Here is an 18,208-nt window from a genome sequence, read left to right on the forward strand (position 1 = left end):
AAGGCGAGCGACGTGTTGAAGAAATCCCTGTTCCAGTTGCACTGGTTTTTCGGCATCAGCGCCGGACTGGTCCTGGCCCTGATGGGCATTACCGGGGCGGCAGTCTCGTTTCAGGATGAAATCCTGCGAACGCTGAACCCCTCCGTGCTGCACGTCGAGAAGCAGATCGCCGGCGTGCTGCCACCGGCCGAACTGGTGGAGAAAATCGAAAGCGCTTCGGGCAAGATCGTCTCTATGCTCTGGGTCGAGACCGACAGCGGCAATGCTGCGCGGGTGATCTTCACGGCGCCGCCCGGCGAACGTCGCGGGCAGATGCGTTATTTCGATCCGTACACCGCCGAGTTCATGGGCGACGTCACCGGCCAGGACTTCTTCGGCCTGATGCTGCAGTTGCACCGCTTCCTCGCCATGGGTGATACCGGCCGGCAGATCACCGGCGCCTGCACGCTGATTCTGGTGTTCTTCTGCCTGTCCGGCCTGTACCTGCGCTGGCCGCGCCAGTGGAAAAGCTGGCGCGCCTGGCTGACACTGGACTGGAAGAAGAAGGGTCGCAGCTTCAATTGGGACCTGCACTCGGTGGCCGGTACCTGGTGCCTGGTGTTCTACCTTTTGGCGGCACTGACCGGGTTGTCCTGGTCGTACGAGTGGTACAACAAAGGGCTGACCAGGCTGCTTTCCGATTCGCCGCAAAACGAGCGGGTTCGCAGTGGTCGCGGCCCTGCACCAAGCGGCCCGGCCCCCACCGCCGATTACGCCGCGATGTGGAGCAGCATCTACAGCGCCGCCGGCCCTGGTCTTTCGTCCTACAACGTTCGGATGCCGCCAGTGGCCGGGCAACCGGCAACCGTGTTCTACCTGCTGAAGGATTCACCCCACGACCAGGCACGGAACCAGATCACCCTCGATCCGGTGACCGGCGCCGTCAGCCGTCATGACCGCTACAGCGACAAGAGCCTCAAGGCGCAGTTGCTGACCAGTATTTATGCACTGCACGTCGGCAGTTATTTCGGGCTGGTCGGGCGGATCATCCTGACCATCACCGCGCTGAGCATGCCGCTGTTTTTCGTCACGGGCTGGTTGCTGTACCTGGACCGCCGACGCAAGAAACGTCAGATCAAGGATGCCCGTAAAGGCCTTGAGCAACCGGGTAGCGACGCACCGGCATGGCTGATCGGCTTCGCCAGCCAGAGCGGGTTTGCCGAGCAGCTCGCCTGGCAGACTGCCGGGCAATTGCAGGCCGCCGGATTATCGGTGAAGGTTCAACCGTTGGCCGATGTCAGCGAACAGGACCTGCGAGATTCCAGCAACGCGCTGTTTGTGGTCAGCACCTTCGGCGACGGCGAAGCGCCGGACAGCGCCCGCGGTTTCGAACGTAAAGTGCTGGGGCGTGCACCGAGTCTTAAACGCCTGAACTATGCCGTGCTCGGCCTCGGTGACCGCCAGTATCAACACTTCTGCGGCTTCGCCCGTCGCTTGCACACCTGGCTGGGCGAGCACGGCGGCAAGACCTTGTTCGCCCCGGTTGAAGTCGACGGTGGCGACCCTTACGCCCTGCGTCACTGGCAACAGCAACTCGGTCTGCTGACGGGTCAGGCACCGGTCGACACCTGGCAAGCGCCCAGCTACGACAACTGGACCCTGACCCGCCGCGAATTGATGAACCCGGACAGCAGTGGAGCTCCCGTGTACTTGCTCGGCCTCACCGCTCCCAGCACCAGCAGTTGGCTGGCCGGTGATCTGGTGGAAGTGCTGCCGCGCAATGGTGCGTGGGCCATCGAGCATTTCCTCGAAGGCCTGGGAATTGACGGTCGAGCCACGGTTGAACTCGATGGCCTGTCGCAGTCTCTGGAGCAAGCCCTGGCCAGCCGCCAACTGCCCGAGAACCGCGCTCATCTGGTCGGCCTGCACGCGCAAGCGCTGGTGAATGCGTTGGTGCCACTGGCCCTGCGCGAATACTCCATCGCCTCGATCGCCGCCGACGGCGCGCTGGAATTGATCGTGCGTCAGGAGCGGCACCCAGACGGCAGCCTGGGCATCGGCTCCGGCTGGTTGACCGAACACGTGCCTGTAGGCAGCCACGTCAACCTGCGGGTGCGGCGCAACAGTGGTTTCCATCTGCCGAACGAACCGGTGCCGATGATCCTGCTGGGCAACGGCACCGGGCTGGCCGGGTTGCGCAGCTTGCTCAAGGCACGGATTGCCGACGGGCAACAGCACCACTGGCTGCTGTTTGGCGAGCGCAATCGGGAACACGATTACCTGTGCCGTGCGGAACTGGAAGAGTGGTTGATCAACGGTGATCTGGCACGTCTGGACCTGGCGTTTTCCCGCGATCAGTCCGAGAAAATCTACGTGCAGGATCGCCTGCGCGAGTCTGCCGGCGAGCTGAAGAAATGGCTGGCCGATGGCGCCGTGATTTACATCTGCGGCAGTTTGCAGGGGATGGCGTCAGGGGTGGACCAAGTGCTTAACGACGTGCTGGGTGCGGATGAAGTCGAGCGCCTGATCGAACAAGGCCGCTACCGCCGCGACGTTTACTAATAGCGCGGTACATGATCGTTCCCACGCTCCGCGTGGGAATGCAGCCTGGGACGCTCCGCGTCCCTTCCAGAGTCGAACGCGGAGCGTCCGTTGAGGTATTCCCACGCAGAGCGTGGGAACGATCATGCATCAAGCCCTCAAACCGGCTGCAACTTACGCTCGAACACCCCCACCCCATCCAGATCCCGCAGCACGACACTCAACTCCCCCGACTGCCCATCGATGTTCACCTCGCCAAAAAACTGAAACCCGGCAAACGGCGAGGTGTTCTGCGCTGCGGGTGCCTTCTGGAATACCACCTCGGGGCCGAAGGTTTTATCCAGCGCATTCGGCCCGAAGCTCCCCGCATTCAGTGGCCCCGCGACAAATTCCCAGAACGGTTCGAAGTCCTGGAACGCCGCGCGATCAGGATGGTAATGGTGCGCCGCGCAATAATGCACATCCGCCGTCAGCCAAACGAAATTGCGCACCTGCTGCGCCCGCAGAAAGCTCAGTAACTCAGCGATCTCCAGCTCACGGCCTTGAGCCGGGCCCGGATCACCGTTGGCCACCGCCTCCCAACGCGCCACACCGGGGCTGACTTCGCCGTCCGGGACGCCGAGGCCGATAGGCATGTCGGCGGCGATGACTTTCCATTGAGCCTGGGAGCCTTTCAATTCACGTTTGAGCCAATCCAATTGCTCTCGACCGAGGAACGGTTTGGCGGCACCAAGGTTGTCGTCATTGGCACCTCGGTAGCTGCGCATGTCGAGCACGAACACATCGAGCATCGGCCCATAACTCAGCTTGCGATAAATCCGCCCGCCACCGTCGGCGCTCTGCAAACGCATCGGCGCATATTCCAGCCAGGCCTGCCGTGCGCGGCCCACCAGGCTGTGGATATCTTTGCTCTTGTAGCGATCATCCAGTTGCTTGCCCGGCGACCAGTTGTTCACCACTTCGTGGTCGTCCCACTGCCAGATCTGCGGCACTTCGGCGTTGAAGCGACGGACGTTTTCGTCCATCAGGTTATAGCGGTAATTGCCGCGATACTCGTCGAGGGTTTCGGCGACTTTGCTCTTGGCTTCGCTGGTGACGTTGCGCCACACCCGGCCGCTTTCGGTGGTCAGTTGCGCCGGCACAGGGCCGTCGGCGTAGACGGTGTCACCGCTGTGGATAAAAAAGTCCGGCAGGCGCAGACGCATGGCTTCGTAGATGCGCATACCGCCGATGTCCGGGTTGATGCCGAAGCCTTGGCCAACCGTGTCGCCACTCCAGACGAAGCGAATATTCCGCCGAGCGCTGGGCACACTGCGCAGATGGCCGAACCACGGTTCGCTGGCGACACCGCTCTGGGCGTCTTCGAACGTCACGCGGTAGAAAATTGCCTGATCGGCAGGCAGGCCGGTGAGTTCGACCCGAGCGGTGAAATCGGTGCCGGCATCGGCCAATGGCGAGACGAATCGACGAGGGTTGCTGAACAGGCTGCGCGTGTCCCATTCCACCACCATCCGCGCCGCGCGATCGCTACGGCTCCAGATCATCGCCCGGTCGCCCAACAGGTCGCCGGACTGCACACCATCGGTGAGTTGCGGCCGATCCTTGACCGATGCAATCACCGCCGGCGCCAGCCCGGGCAGCAACAGCCCGGCTCCGACAGCTTGTATGACACGACGGCGGCCGAGGTCGAATTCGCTCATGGTGCTCTCCCTGAAAAAGGAAAACTAAAGCATGACCGCATGAATCAGGTATGACACAAAAAAGATCGCACCCTCCAGCAGCTCCAGGCTCGATGTACGCCGCCATATCGCGGTCGAACACTGTTCTGGCCGGGAGCTGCCAAAGGCTGCGATCTTTGGCTGTTAAGCGTTAGCCGGCTCCAGCGCCAGTTCCACTGTTTCCGGTCGCTTGAGCACCGAATACACCACCGCCGTCAGCAGACTCCCGGCCACGATCGCCAGCAGATACAACAGCGCATGGTTGATCGCATTCGGAATCAGCATCACAAACAATCCACCGTGCGGCGCCATGAGTTTGCAGCCGAAGTACATCGACAACGCGCCGGTCAGCGCACCGCCGGCGATGCTCGCCGGAATCACCCGCAGCGGGTCTTTGGCCGCGAACGGAATCGCCCCTTCGGAGATAAAGCACAGCCCCAGCACCAGCGCCGCTTTACCGGCCTCGCGTTCCGTCTGGGCGAACTTGCGCCGGGCAATCAACGTGGCGATGCCCAGGCCAATCGGCGGCACCATGCCGGCGGCCATGGTCGCGGCCATCGGTGCATAACTCTGCGATGCCAGCAGCCCCACCGAAAACGCGTAAGCCGCCTTGTTGATCGGCCCACCAAGGTCGACGCACATCATGCCGCCCAGCAGCACACCGAGCAGAATTGCGTTGGTGGTGCCCATGCTGTCGAGGAAATGGGTAAGCCCCGCAAGCATCCCGGCCACCGGTTTGCCAACCACGTAGATCATCACCAGACCGGTAAACAGGCTCGCCAGCAACGGAATGATCAGGATCGGCTTCAGCGCCTCAAGACTTTGCGGCAAGCGCGCATAACGGTTGATCGCCTGGGCCGCATAGCCGGCGATAAAACCAGCAATGATCCCGCCGATGAAACCGGCACCGAGCGTGCTCGCCAGCAAACCACCGATCATCCCCGGCGCCAGGCCCGGACGGTCAGCGATCGAGTAGGCGATATAACCCGCCAGCAGCGGCACCATCAGTTTGAACGCGCTCTCGCCGCCGATCTGCATCAGCGCCGCCGCGAGCGTGCCTTGCTCCTTGAACGCGGTGATGCCGAACACGAAGGACAAGGCAATCATCAGACCGCCCGCCACCACCATCGGCAACATGTACGAGACACCGGTCAGCAGGTGTTTGTAGATACCGGTCTTCTCTTGTTTGGCCGGGCCTTTGGCGCCGGTCGCAGCGCTTTCCTGCTTGCCTTCGGCCAGGGCTTTGTTCAGCGTCGCTTCGGCCTGTTTCAGGGCGATGCCTGTGCCGCAGCGGTAGATTTTCTTGCCGGCGAAACGCTCGGTGGCAACTTCGATGTCTGCCGCCAGCAGCACCACGTCGGCATTGGCAATCGCCTCTGCACTAAGCGGATTGCGTGCGCCGACCGAGCCCTGGGTTTCCACTTGCAGGTCGTAACCCAGACGCTTGGCCGCTTGCTGCAAGGCTTCGGCGGCCATGAAGGTGTGGGCGACACCGGTCGGGCACGCGGTGACGGCCACCAGGCGTGGCGCCTGTTTAGCAACCGCGGCAGGTTCAGCGGTGGCTGCGGGCGCGACGTAAACCTCGGCTTCCTCTACCCCACGGCGCAGCACCGCTTCGACATCTTGCAGAGCCTGGGCCGGGGTGCTCTGGAACACCCGTTTGCCGATAAACCGTGACATATCCACCGGTGCGCTGGTGACCAGCAACACCCACTCGGCGGCCTCGATGATCGCCGCCGACAATTGACGTTCCGGATGGGCTGCATCCACGACTTCGACACTGGTGCTCCAGCCCTGACGCTGGGCCGCTGCATCGAGCAGACGAGCACACAGCACACTGGTGACCATGCCGTTCGGGCAGGCCGTAACAATGGCTAATTTCATTGCAAACCCTCTTATTGTTCTGTCAGGGGGCGCACGCGCACGCCCTGTTCGAGCTGCGCCAGTTGCGCGGCGTCGCCGATGCCAAAACCGATCTGGGTGACGGCCATGGCGGCAATCGCAGTGGCGGTGCGCAAGGTCTGTTCAGGCGTATCGGCACTGAGCAAACCGTGCAGCATGCCCGCCAGCAGCGAATCCCCCGCACCGACGGTGCTGACCACGCTGACCTTGGGCGGTGTGGCATGCATCGCCGAGCCGACACTGAACCAGTTCACCCCGTCGGCACCGTGGGAAATCACCACGTGCTCGATGCCATGAGCGTGCAAACGGCTTGCGGCCTCGGCTTGGGCGCCCACGGAAACCACTTCGCAATCCAGTGCTTCAGCCAGCTCTTCAGTGTTGGGCTTGATCAGCCACGGGCCAGCCGACAGGCCGGCGCGCAAGGCTTCACCGCTGGTGTCGAGCGCAACGTTCAAGCCGCGTTTTTTCAAGCGCAGGATCAACTCCCGCAACCATTGAGCACTCACGCCACGGGGCAAACTGCCGGCCACCACGACGGCGTCATGCCCTGGTGCAATCTGGTCGAGCCGATCAAGCAAAGCCTGCTGCGCCGCTTCACTGACCCGCGGCCCCGGGCCGTTGATGTCGGTGATGCGCCCATCGTTTTCCGCCAGCTTGATATTGCTGCGGGTCTCACCAGGGACGCGGATAAACGCGTCGGTGAAGCCGCGTTTGGCGAACAGGGTTTCGAACGCCTGAAGGTTATCTTCCCCGAGAAATCCGCTGACGGTCAGCTGATGCCCGAGGTCGGCCAGCACCTGCGCCACGTTCACCCCTTTGCCGGCGGCATGGGTGTGCATTTCGTCGCTGCGATTGACCTGACCGGGCACAAGCATCGGCAATTGAACGGTAAGGTCCAGCGCCGGGTTGAGGGTCAGAGTTAAGATCTTGGCCATTACAGCGCCTCCACTAATGCGCGGACTTCGTTCGCGCTGCCCACGGCCAGGGCCTGTTGGGCAAGGGTTTGAGTCTGGGTCAGGCTGAGTTCGCGAATGCGCGCCTTGACCTCGGCAATGCTGCGGCCCGACACGCTCAACTCATCCACACCCAGGCCCACCAGCACCGGCACCGCCAGCGGATCGGCCGCCAGTTCACCGCACACGCCGACCCACTTGCCATGAGCATGAGCCGCACGCACGGTGATGTCGATCAGTTGCAGCACCGCCGGGTGCAAGCCGTCAGCCTGGGCCGACAAAGTGGGATGACCACGGTCGATGGCCAGGGTGTACTGCGTCAGGTCGTTGGTGCCGACGCTGAAGAAGTCCACTTCCTTGGCCAATACCGGCGCCAGCAAGGCGGCCGACGGCACTTCGATCATGATCCCCAGTTGCAGATCGGCGACCGGGATTTCCAGACGCAGACGTTCGGTCATGTCCCGAGCCTGGCGCCACTCATCGACGCTGCCGACCATCGGGAACATGATCCGCAAGGGACGGTTATCCGCCGCACGCAGCAAGGCGCGCAATTGCGCTTCCATGACCTGCGGACGTTGCAGGGTCAGGCGAATGCCACGCACACCGAGGAACGGGTTCTCTTCTTTGGCGATCGGCCAGTACGGCAGCGGTTTGTCGCCACCGACGTCGAGCGTGCGCACCACCAGCGGTCGCCCGGCCAGGCCATCGAGTACGCGACGGTATTCGACTTCCTGGGTGGCCTCGTCCGGTGCTTGTGAATGAGCCATGAAAATCAGTTCGGTGCGCAACAGGCCAATGCCTTCGGCGCCCTGCTCCACCGCGCTGGTGACGCCAGCGCTTTCACCGATATTGGCGAACACTTCCACGGGGTGGCCGTCGGTGGTCAGCGCCGGTTGATGGCGTTGTTCGGCGGCGGCTTTGAGGCGCAGTTCGCGGGTGTCGCGCTCTTCGGTGGCGCGCTGCAAGGTCGCGGCATCGGCGTCCACGTGCAGGCGGCCGCGTTGGCCATCGATCAACAGCGGCGTGCCCGGTTTCAGCAGCAACACGGCGGCGCCGGCGCCCACCAGTGCTGGAATACCCAGGGCCCGGGCGACAATCGCACTGTGGGCCGTGGCACCACCGCGAGCGGTGAGAATGCCGGCGACGCGCGTCGGATCAAGACGCGCCACATCCGACGGGCCGACTTCGTCCATCACCAGAATGTACGGTTGCGCAGGCTCCGCAGGCGTTTCGACGCCACACAAATGCGCCAGCACCCGACGGCCAATGTCGCGCAAGTCGGCGGCACGTTCGGCGAGCAACGCGTCCTGCAGCGCTTCCTGTTGTTTGGCGGCGGCTTCGATCACCGTCATCCACGCCGCTTCGGCGCTTTCACCTTGCTTGAGGCGGGTTTCGACTTCGTCGGTCAATTCCGGGTCGTCGAGCATTTCCTGATGGGTGATGAAAATCTCGCGAATCGCTTTGGCCTTGCTGCGCTCGATCAGGCCTTCGATGTCACGACGCACATCGGCCAGCGCTTGCTTGAGACGCTCGCGCTCGATGGCCGCGGACTCACCGCGCAGCGGGTAATCGATGACTTGCAGCACTTGAATATGCGCCGGGCCGATGGCGATCCCGGGGGCCGCGGCAATCGCCTGAATCAGGCTGCCGGACGCTGGCGCGAGCAGTGTTTCGACGACCTCCACCTCCACGAGCACTTCGCGCTGCTGGCTCACCACGGGCAGCGGCTCGACTTCTTCACCGAGGCCTTCTTCGATGGCCGCCAGCAAGGCCGGCAAGGCGTCGGCGGCGATGACCGGTTCGGCGATGAGCTCCAGCACCTGACCGCGACGGGCGCCAAGGCTGAGCAGTTTGCTCAAACTCTTCACCGACACCGCGCTGTCGTGACCATCGACGATGCGTATACGGATCTCGCCGTCAAAACTTTTCGCCAGTTGCGCGAGGATCTTCGCCGGGCGCGCATGCAAACCGTGGGCGTTGGCCAGGGCAATGCGTGCGCTCGGCCAGTCCGCCGGCACTTCACCGCCAAGGACCTCCAGCACCGCGCGGCTACTGGTGGCACGGCCCAATTCATGGCCGCGACCTTCAATCAGCAACGCGCAAAGACGTTCGAGCAGCGCCTGATGGGCTTCACCGAGGCTGGCCAGGCAGAACAGCCCGCTCAGCGGCTGACCGAGGTAGCGGATGGGTTTGTCCGGGGTAACGAACGCCAGGCCGGGACGCTTCACCGTTTGTTCGCTGTGCAGCCACCACAGGCCATCGCCCAGCGGCAGCGCTTCGACCTGCTGCAAGACGCCGGCAAAACCGTTGCTCACGCAATCGGCCTGACGCAGCAAACGGGCACCGCGCCAAACCAGCTCTTCGAAGTCATCGGCGGACACACCGAGGCCGATCATCTGTGCGTCCAGTGCCAGCTCTTGTGGCGCGCCTTGCAGCAGCTTCAGCAAGGCTTCGGCGGAACTGGCGCGGCGCAGGGCCTGGCCGAGGTCGGTTTCACCGAGGGCACGGGTCAGCAGTTGCAGCAGGCGCAGGTGTTCATCGGATTTGGCGGCGATACCGATGGCCAGATAAACGATCTGGCCATTGCCCCAGTCCACACCGTCAGGAAACTGCATCAGCCGCACGCCGGTGGCGAATACCTGATCGCGGGTTTCGGGAGTGCCATGGGGGATGGCAATACCTTGGCCGAGAAAGGTCGAGCCCTGGGCTTCCCGGGCCTGCAAGCCTGCGAGGTAACCGTCGGCCACCAGGCCATCGGTCACGAGTCGGTCAGCGAGCAATTGCAAGGCGGTGGCTTTATCCACAGCCGACTGGCCCATGGATATCTGCTCTATGGTGAGCTCGAGCATGCTTTCTCCTTTTTGGCGCCGTGTGACGCCAGGTATTGTTTTGATTGATTCAGCTTAGGCGTTTTGAGAACACCTTTTCAGACGCAGTTTTGGCGGTTTCGCGGCAGAACCGGCCAAAGCGACCTATAACGTAGAAAATACGCCTGCTGAAACGTTTAATCTAGAATCTTAGGCACGTTACTCGATAATGTCTCATCCTTGAAGTCCAATTATCGGATGTGCTGCGACAATGGTCGCCTGCCTCAATCGGGTAGGATTGGCGAAAATGTCGGGGCACGCTCTAAAAACAAGGAATACCGGGTTGAAACTCAGTGATATTGCACAATTGGCCGGTGTCTCCGTGACCACCGCCAGTTACGTCATCAATGGCAAGGCCGAACAGCAACGCATCAGCAGCGCCACTGTCGAGCGCGTGCGGGCAGTGGTCGAACAACATGGCTTCACGCCCAACCCGCAGGCCGCCGGGCTGCGCAGTCGGCACACCCGCACCCTGGGCTTCATTCTGCCGGACCTGGAAAACCCCAGTTACGCGCGAATCGCCAAACTGCTGGAACAAGGCGCCCGGGCGCGCGGCTATCAGCTGCTGATCGCCAGCTCCGACGATGCGCCGGACAGCGAACGGCAATTGCTGCAACTGTTCCGCGCCCGCCGCTGCGATGCGCTGATCGTCGCCAGTTGCCTGCCGGCCGGTGACGACAGTTATCGCCAGTTACAGGCCAAAGGCATTCCGATCATCGCCATCGACCGGGTGATGGAGCCCGAGCATTTCTGCTCGGTGATCAGCGATGATCGCGAAGCCAGCCTGCACCTGACCCGCAGCCTGCTGACCCCGCTGCCAAAACAGATCGCGCTGCTCGGCGCACGCCCTGAATTGAGTATCAGCCAGGAGCGGGCAGCGGGCTTCAAGGAAGCGCTGAACGGTTTCAAAGGCGAGGCGCTGATCGAGCACGGCGAGTCGTTCAGCCGTGAGTGCGGCAAACAACTGATGGAAGAATTGATCCAACGCCTGGGCCATTTGCCGGATGCGCTGGTGACCACCTCCTACGTGCTGCTTCAGGGCGTGTTCGATGCCTTGCACGATTTCCCGCTGAAAAGCCGCCCGCTGCGCCTGGGCACCTTTGGTGATACGCAGTTGCTGGACTTCCTGCCGCTGCCGGTCAACGCCATGGCCCAGCAGCATCAACTGATCGCCGACAAAGCCTTGGAACTGGCAGTGACCGCCATCGAACAGGCCGATTACCAGCCCGGCGTGCAGGCCATCGCGCGGACGTTCAAGCAGCGTATTCTTCAGGACTGAACCGTGGAACTGATCGACACCCACACTCACCTGGACTTTCCGGACTTCGACCCGGATCGTCAGGCGCTGCTGGCCGAGAGCCGCGCCCTCGGCGTGCGGCGGATGGTGGTGCTGGGGGTGTATCAGGCCAATTGGCAGCGGGTCTGGGAGCTGGTGCAAAGCGATCCCGATCTGCACGCGGCGTTTGGTTTGCACCCGGTGTATCTGGATGACCATCGCCCTGAAGATTTGACCGAACTCGGTGACTGGCTGACGCGGTTAGCGGGCCATCGCCAGCTATGCGCGGTGGGCGAGATCGGTCTGGATTACTTCATCGAAACTCTGGATCGTGAACGTCAGCAAACGCTGTTCGACGCCCAACTGCAACTGGCGGCGGACTTCAATCTTCCAGCATTGATTCATGTGCGACGCAGCCACGCAGCGGTGATCGCCACACTCAAACGGTTTCGCTTGAAACGGGCGGGGATCATTCATGCCTTCGCCGGCAGCCAGGAAGAGGCTCGCGAATACATCAAGCTCGGTTTCAAACTCGGCCTCGGCGGCGCCGCGACCTGGCCACAAGCCTTGCGCATGCACCGGGTGATTGCCGGTTTGCCCCTTGAATCGGTGGTACTGGAAACCGACTCACCGGACATGGCCCCCACCATGTTCCCCGGCCAACGCAACAGCCCGGCCCATTTGCCGGCGATCTGTGAGGCACTGGCCACCCTCATGACGATCAGCCCCGAACAACTGGCCGCTGCCAGCACGGCCAACGCCTGTGAGCTGTTCAACTGGTAATCCGTTGATTCCCACATTTGATCTGCTTCGTGGCATCAAACCCGGAACGCACTGATCAACTGCTTGAGCTCCACCACCTGCGCCGACAGCGCTCGGCTCGCATTCTCGGTCTGGTGCGCGCCTTCGGCGGTGCGCTCGCCGGCGCGGTTGATCTCGACGATGTTCTGGTCGATGTCGTGGGCCACAGCGGTCTGCTGCTCTACCGTAGCGGCAATCTGCTGGTTCTGGTCGACGATCATGCCGACGGCGCCGAGGATGTTTTCCAGCGCCTGCTGGACCTTTTCCGACTGCCCGACCGTGCCGCTAGCCATCTGATGGCTGGTGCCCATTGCCTTGACCGCCGCACCGACACCGCTGTGCAACTTGGCGATCATCTGCTCGATTTCTTCGGTCGATTGCTGGGTGCGCTTGGCCAGGGTCCGCACCTCATCCGCCACCACCGCAAAACCCCGGCCCTGCTCGCCCGCGCGGGCGGCTTCGATGGCGGCGTTGAGGGCCAGCAGGTTGGTCTGTTCAGCAATGCTTTTGATCACCTCCAGCACACGACTGATGGACTGACTGTCGCTGGCCAGTTGATTGATCACCCGCACCGACTGATCGATTTCGCTGGCCAGTGCAGCGATGCTGCCCTGCTGGGACTCCACCAATCCGCGACCGCTGACGGTCTCGTCATTGACGCTGTGGGCACTGCTGACGGCCGCAGAGGCACTGCGCGCCACCTCCTGGGAAGTGGCCGACATCTGGTTCATCGCGGTGGCGACCTGTTCGATCTGCGTACGCTGCCCCGCTACCGCCTGGTTGCTCTGGGCGGACACGCTTTCGACCTGCCCGGCCTGGCGCTCGACCTCGCTGACGGTCTGCCCCACTCGCTCGATCAGGTCATGGATTTTCTTCACTGTACCGGTGAACACCTCACCCAACTCGCCCAGCTCGTCGCGGCTGTTGGCGCTGAAGGTCACGGTCATGTCACCGGCCGCCACCTTGTCCATCACCGCGCCCAGACGCTTGAGGGTGGTGCGAGTCGAAGCGTAGAACCCGCCATAGAGGTAAAAAATCAACACAAACACCAGCGCCAGCGCCACCGCCTGCAACACCATGTGGGTACGGTGCTGCTCCAGCCGCTGCTGCAACTGGGTGCCGAGAAACTTCAGGGTGGCTTCGTTGAGTTGATAGGTCTGGTCCATCAGGCCCGTGACCTGATCGAAAAAGGCCTGCCACGGCGCATCGAGGGTGTCGGCCATCACCACCTGTTCTTCGAACAATTCACTGGCCTTTTTCAGGGAGGCCTTGCTGCTTTCTGCCTGAGCCGCCAGGGTTTCGTGCGCGGCTTTACTGGAGCCCAGAGCGTCCTTCAACTTCAGGCCGTATTCGGCCTGAAGTTTCTCGATCTGCGCCAGCAACTCATCGAATCGGGTACTCGAGGCCGAATTGAGAAAACCCTGCCCCAGCGAGTAGGACCCCATCGCCCGGCCCTCGCCGAGTGTCTGGGTGACGGCCGGCGTGACGTTGGTAATGAGTTCGCTCAGCTGACGCATGTCGCTCTGGCTGTCGCGGCTCAGGCCGGCCTGACTGGCGATGATCTGGCTGAAAATCTGCGCGCTGCCGAGCAACTTGCCGATCAGCGCACTTTTGCTTTGCAGGGAGTTTTCCGCTTGCTGGGCCTTGAACGCGGCGATCATTTCATCGCGTTTACCATCGAAAAACGTGATTTGCTCCGGGTCAGTGGTCATCGCCGCCAGCCCCTGCAAACGGCTCAGGACGCTTTGCTCCAGGGCACTTATCGTCGATTCGACATGATTGGCCTTGCCGGACTGGCCCAGAGTGACGTTGATCTGTACCAGGTTGTTCAGGGTCTCCAGGTCCCGACGTAGGCTCAGGCCGCTGCCCAACAGGTCGAGGCTCTGCAACTCGATCCGGGTGCCCTGGAATTCGCGATAGGAGTCGCGCACCAGATAGAAGTTGGTCACCAGCATCGGTACGAGGAACAGCACGCTGATCAGGCTGAACTTCATGCCGAAGCTCAGGCGGTTCATCAGCGCGACGGCGGGATAGAGCAAGCTCTTCACTGTGAAGTCTCCCTTTGATTTCTTATTTTTATTGGCAGGCGCGCAGAGACAGCAGATAGCCACTATTGGCGCTGCCTCTGTATAGCCTAAATCGGAGGGAGGTTTTGTAACTTAAGGTTAACGACAGGTCGCCGTTGTTGGAGCGGATGAGCCCCTGTGGCGAGCCCCCTCGCCACAAAAGCGTCCGTAGATTGGAGTCAGGACAAAACAGTCCACAACGCAAAACCGGCATACCAAAGCACTGCCGCGCGCAGCAGCAGTTCCCAGATCCGGTCCAGGCTGTTGATGCCGTTCGGGCCGACCACCGGCGCCGGAATTTCACCGGCAACCAGTCCGACCTTCTCGATCAGTTGGGTGGCGCTGATGTTCCAGTTCAGCAGCTCATGCAGCATCACCCGGCTGACCGCGACAAAGTTGCCGACCAGCGCGAAGCTCGCCGCCAGCAACCGCACCGGCACCCAATCGAACGCGTGGCGCAGTTGTGTCGCGCGCTCGACCACGGCCGGGTTCTGCCCATGCTCTTCGGCCAGCGCCAGCAGCCGATAGCTCAGGGCCGCAACCGGGCCCAGCAGGAAGTACCAGAAGATCACCGCGAAAAAGCTCTGATAGGCCTCCCACAACAGATGCCCCTGCACCCGTTCCAGCAGTTGCTCGCCACTGTCGGCGCAGATATCCAGGTCGCGTTTGGCCACATGGGCGGCAGCCTGCAGGTCTTCCCGGCGCCAGGCATCGCGAAACGGCCCCAGGCCGGCCAGCAGATCGCCACGCCCCAGACTGTAAATCACCACCAACAGGTGCACGGGCAACGCCAGCAAGCCATAGGCCACCGGGTCCAGCACCACCAACAGCAACCCCAGCAGTGCCACCGGCAACAACACCAGCACCACCAGTATCAGCCACGGACGGTTGGTCATGCGTGGGCTCACTTCAAGCTTGTTCAGCTCACGCACCCAACCCGCATCACGTTGAACCCGATGGCGCAGGGCCGAGAATTTCTCGATCCAGACCGCTAACAGCAGCACCAGAAAACTCATTGTTGCTCCTCTTCTTCCTGAGCGGCTTTTGCCAGGTCCGCACGATAGCGCGCCCAGTCAAACGCCGGTCCCGGATCAGTCTTGCGCCCGGGTGCAATGTCGCTATGCCCACAGATACGTTGCGCGGTGATGCCCGTGAAGGCGCTTTGCAGCTGTCGGGTCAGAGTCGTCAACGCCTGATACTGCGCATCGGTAAACGGTAGATCATCCGTGCCTTCAAGCTCGATGCCCACGGAAAAATCGTTACAGGTTTCCCGTCCCTCAAAACACGAAACGCCGGCGTGCCAGGCGCGCTCAAGACAAGAGACAAACTGAGTGACGGTGCCGTCACGTTCAATCAGAAAGTGCGCAGACACCCGCAGGTCGGCGATCCCTGCAAAGTAGGGATGTTCCGTGACATCCAGACGATTCTGGAAAAATTCCTGCACCTTGCCGGTCAGAAACTGCGCGGGCGGCAGACTGATGTTGTGGATCACCAGCAGGGAAATCTCGCCCTCGGGGCGCGCATTGAAGTTGGGCGAAGGGCATAAACGCACACCCTGACACCAACCACTCGCGGGGTCCAACTGCATACAGGCTCCTTCAACGACGACTGTGTTGGCGCCCAGTATGCCGCGATAGACCCTCGGCGCGCGATCACTTGCCGCGATTGAGACGCCGCAGGTTGCCCAGCACCGATTCCAGCGCCCGATCGAACAGCAAGGTGTCGTCCAGCGTGCGCACCGCGCCACGCCGAAACTCCAGGGCCAGGCCGGTACGGTTGCGCTCCAGCACTTTCATTCCGGTACGGTCGACAAAGATGTACTTGCCGGTGGATTCAATGATTGCCGTCAATTTACAACGCAGGGTGTTTTCCTCGTCTTCCTGAAACTCGACCCAGCACCCCGGGCGCAGTTGATCGACTTGCAGTAGCGCGGCATCACCCTCCGGCAAACGCACCGAGGCCGTTTCGACCGGGCCTTCGTCAGCAGTGCGAAGCACGATTTCCTCCTGCACTTCGACCATTATCGGCCCCTCGACAGGCGTGCTGTTCTGGCTCGGACGTTCAAACAGTTGAACGTGCAGGGCTTCCAGCTCGCTGAAAAACTCGCTGGTAGCAAACGGGTCGAATGCCGAGCTGTTCAGCCCATCGCGCAATGACTTGAGCAACCCTGGCACCAGCGCCAACAAGCGCAGGCTCGCATCGGGTTCGTCATGGCGCTGCACGCTCCAGATCAACTGCTCCATGGTCTGCACATCGGCGTGCCATTCGGCGGACTGATCACCGTGCTTGAGGCCGGTCAGCAACAGCACTTTGCTCCAGGCCTCCTGAACAAACACCACCACGCTGTGCGGCAAAACCTTGCCCACCAACACCTGATTCAACGCCTGCTCGACGCGCTGACGGGCCAGTTCGGTCCTGGCGCGGCCTTCTTCGGCGTCTCGGGTGCGCTGCTCCAGCAATTCACTGCGACGACGCTCGTCATGGGTGAAGGCGAGGAAATCCGCCAGCAGTTCGGAAAAGATCGCCGGGTCATCGACAAAGTCGTTCAACAAGCGCTGCACCACCTGCTCAATGCGCAGGTACAGACTGTCGCGCTGATGGTCATCGCACTCGCCCCAGCCCATGGCCGCCGCGGCGATTTCGTTGAGCAAGCGCCGGGCGGGATGGCTGCTGCGGCTGAAAAAACTCTTGTCGAGCACTGCGACTTTCAGCATCGGAATCTGCAAGCGGCCAATCAGCGCCTTGAGGGAGTCCGGCAGGTTGCGGTCATCGAGAATGCATTCGAAGAGCATGGCGATCAGGTTGATCACGTCTTCATCAGCCACCCCGACCACCCGCGACCTGCCACTTTTGACGCTGACCCGGGTCAGCAGCAGTTCGAGCTGGTTACGCAGGTCGAAGTCGTCCTGAACCGCCAGCGCCGGCACATATTGCTGCAAGTGCGAGAGCAGTCGCAGCAGGTCGCGGGTGGAAATGGGCTGGGTCTGGGCACTGACCTCCAGGGTCGGCGCAACGCTGCCGCGCACATGGAGCAGCAACTCCTGCAAGGCGGCGAAAACTTCCTGCACCCCCTCGTCAATCTGTGGATTGCTGCTGCGACTCCCTGCCTCGACAGGGTCGGCGTGAGCACTGGCAGCCGCTCGATCAGTGGCACGCCGCGCCGGGGCGGGCTTGAGGTCCGGCAGCACACCGGTGGCGATCAGCAATTGATTGGCTTCGGCGTAGAGCTGATCGGCGTTGCTGAGCACATAGCGCTCAAACAGCTTGAGGATGATCAGCTTGACCTTGATCTCCATCCCCAGGTTGCGACCCGCCTGCAGGAAATACTCGCAGAGCAGCGTCGGCCCCAGAGGGTTGTGCTGTTCGACCAGTTTCTTGCTCAACAGGGTGCTCAGTCGGGCGGTGAGTTGGTCGAGGGCGAAGCCATCGCGGTTCAGCACTTTGCCGACCATGATCTCCACCGCCACATTACGCTCCATGTCGTCATGGGATAGCGACGCCGAGGTATCGAAAGCCAATGCCCGGGGCAAGGCAGCCTGTGAGGTGTCGCACTGCGTGAGTCTGAGGAAAGCCTCGAGGAACTGCTCGAGAAAACCGCGCTCGATACTTTTGCGCTTGAGGCGCAAATCGCGCATGGCTTCGAAGAAAATGTTTTGCTCGACATCGTTTCGGGCCCGGTCGGCCATTTCGAACAAGGTGTCGTCGGCGTTATCGAACAGCTCCTGCAAACCCTGCTTGAGCTGTTGGGCAGCTTTGTCGCGAACCTGAAGCAGAATCACGGGCAGGCGGGCGAGCAGCGAATGAGTCGCCTGATCGGTAGTTGCCTTGTGCAAAGGCACTACATTCCCGTCGTTGTGCATCCAAGCCTCCTGAAACGGTGATTCTTCGGTTCGGTAAGAAAGATCGAGCACGCCGGCCACACAGCCGGCGTTCAGCGGAGAACATTGCACACCCGCTGTCATTCAATAATCGGGAATCCAAAGGTACGTCAAAGCTATGACGTCAAATACAAGGCAGAATTATCTGCAAAAGACCTCTCTTGTGCCAGCAGACTCTGCGCTCCCAAAGAAACAGACGTTTATGAAAGACCCTTGCTTAGAGTCAA

Annotated in this window: 11 protein-coding genes and 1 pseudogene; 3 read left to right on the plus strand and 9 right to left on the minus strand. The window is 61.8% G+C overall.

Annotated elements, in window-relative coordinates; all coding sequences use genetic code 11:
• The first annotated feature begins 12 nt into the window (after window positions 1-12).
• Window positions 13-2,541 (plus strand): PepSY domain-containing protein, encoded by a 2,529-nt coding sequence (locus AC07V0_RS23175; RefSeq protein ID WP_495019952.1) that lies wholly within the window; start codon window positions 13-15, stop codon window positions 2,539-2,541.
• Window positions 2,542-2,678: 137 nt separating this feature from the next.
• Here AC07V0_RS23175 and AC07V0_RS23180 read toward each other — a convergent pair whose 3' ends face one another.
• The 4 genes from AC07V0_RS23180 to ptsP form a co-directional block, all read right to left on the minus strand.
• The gene (locus AC07V0_RS23180; RefSeq protein WP_495019953.1) at window positions 2,679-4,220 is read right to left on the minus strand and encodes an alkaline phosphatase D family protein; all 1,542 of its coding nucleotides are present in this window, start codon (window positions 4,218-4,220) and stop codon (window positions 2,679-2,681) included.
• A gap of 162 nt (window positions 4,221-4,382) precedes the next feature.
• Window positions 4,383-6,122, minus strand: coding sequence for a PTS fructose-like transporter subunit IIB (locus AC07V0_RS23185; RefSeq protein WP_018929501.1), 1,740 nt, complete (start codon window positions 6,120-6,122; stop codon window positions 4,383-4,385).
• An 11-nt stretch (window positions 6,123-6,133) separates the two neighbouring features.
• Window positions 6,134-7,075 carry a 1-phosphofructokinase gene (gene pfkB / locus AC07V0_RS23190; protein ID WP_018929500.1) on the minus strand — a complete coding sequence of 314 codons (942 nt, stop codon included), beginning with the start codon at window positions 7,073-7,075 and terminating at the stop codon, window positions 6,134-6,136.
• Entirely contained in the window at window positions 7,075-9,942 is a 2,868-nt protein-coding gene (gene ptsP / locus AC07V0_RS23195; protein WP_495019954.1) for a phosphoenolpyruvate--protein phosphotransferase, read from the minus strand. The genes pfkB and ptsP overlap by 1 nt, the downstream gene beginning before the upstream one ends.
• 301 nt (window positions 9,943-10,243) lie before the next feature.
• Here ptsP and cra point away from each other — a divergent pair, with 301 nt between their 5' ends.
• Together cra and AC07V0_RS23205 are read left to right on the plus strand one after the other, a co-directional pair.
• Complete coding sequence (gene cra, locus AC07V0_RS23200; protein ID WP_018929498.1) at window positions 10,244-11,239, plus strand: catabolite repressor/activator; 996 nt, start codon at window positions 10,244-10,246, stop codon at window positions 11,237-11,239.
• 3 nt (window positions 11,240-11,242) lie between these two features.
• Window positions 11,243-12,019: a TatD family hydrolase gene (locus tag AC07V0_RS23205; protein WP_495019955.1), complete on the plus strand. Its 777-nt coding sequence runs from the start codon at window positions 11,243-11,245 to the stop codon at window positions 12,017-12,019.
• A 35-nt stretch (window positions 12,020-12,054) separates the two neighbouring features.
• On the opposite strand, the gene AC07V0_RS23210 is transcribed toward AC07V0_RS23205, so the two are convergent.
• The 5 genes and pseudogenes from AC07V0_RS23210 to AC07V0_RS23230 all read right to left on the minus strand — a co-directional run bounded on the left by AC07V0_RS23210 (window position 12,055) and on the right by AC07V0_RS23230 (window position 17,963).
• On the minus strand, window positions 12,055-12,984 hold the full coding sequence (locus AC07V0_RS23210) for a methyl-accepting chemotaxis protein (protein WP_495019974.1): 930 nt from the start codon (window positions 12,982-12,984) through the stop codon (window positions 12,055-12,057).
• Window positions 12,961-14,052 (minus strand): annotated as a pseudogene (locus AC07V0_RS23215) (methyl-accepting chemotaxis protein); the annotation flags it as partial. The gene AC07V0_RS23210 and the pseudogene AC07V0_RS23215, both read right to left, overlap by 24 nt.
• 230 nt (window positions 14,053-14,282) lie before the next feature.
• The gene (gene ampE / locus AC07V0_RS23220; RefSeq protein WP_495019956.1) at window positions 14,283-15,119 is read right to left on the minus strand and encodes a regulatory signaling modulator protein AmpE; all 837 of its coding nucleotides are present in this window, start codon (window positions 15,117-15,119) and stop codon (window positions 14,283-14,285) included.
• Entirely contained in the window at window positions 15,116-15,691 is a 576-nt protein-coding gene (gene ampD, locus AC07V0_RS23225) for a 1,6-anhydro-N-acetylmuramyl-L-alanine amidase AmpD (protein WP_018929494.1), read from the minus strand. The genes ampE and ampD overlap by 4 nt, the downstream gene beginning before the upstream one ends.
• Window positions 15,692-15,755: 64 nt before the next feature.
• Window positions 15,756-17,963 (minus strand): DUF1631 domain-containing protein, encoded by a 2,208-nt coding sequence (locus tag AC07V0_RS23230; RefSeq protein ID WP_495019957.1) that lies wholly within the window; start codon window positions 17,961-17,963, stop codon window positions 15,756-15,758.
• Between the last annotated feature and the right edge of the window lie 245 nt (window positions 17,964-18,208).

The sequence above is a fragment of the Pseudomonas sp. GW821-FHT01E10 genome, assembly GCF_059422365.1.

Excerpts from the sequence above, each read along its gene's own strand:
- ampE (WP_495019956.1), bottom strand. The coding sequence starts at position 15,119 with ATGAGTTTTCTGGTGCTGCTGTTAGCGGTCTGGATCGAGAAATTCTCG.
- AC07V0_RS23185 (WP_018929501.1), bottom strand. The coding sequence starts at position 6,122 with ATGAAATTAGCCATTGTTACGGCCTGCCCGAACGGCATGGTCACCAGT.
- AC07V0_RS23180 (WP_495019953.1), bottom strand. The coding sequence starts at position 4,220 with ATGAGCGAATTCGACCTCGGCCGCCGTCGTGTCATACAAGCTGTCGGA.
- ampD (WP_018929494.1), bottom strand. The coding sequence starts at position 15,691 with ATGCAGTTGGACCCCGCGAGTGGTTGGTGTCAGGGTGTGCGTTTATGC.
- AC07V0_RS23210 (WP_495019974.1), bottom strand. The coding sequence starts at position 12,984 with ATGACCGTGACCTTCAGCGCCAACAGCCGCGACGAGCTGGGCGAGTTG.
- ptsP (WP_495019954.1), bottom strand. The coding sequence starts at position 9,942 with ATGCTCGAGCTCACCATAGAGCAGATATCCATGGGCCAGTCGGCTGTG.
- pfkB (WP_018929500.1), bottom strand. The coding sequence starts at position 7,075 with ATGGCCAAGATCTTAACTCTGACCCTCAACCCGGCGCTGGACCTTACC.
- AC07V0_RS23230 (WP_495019957.1), bottom strand. The coding sequence starts at position 17,963 with ATGCACAACGACGGGAATGTAGTGCCTTTGCACAAGGCAACTACCGAT.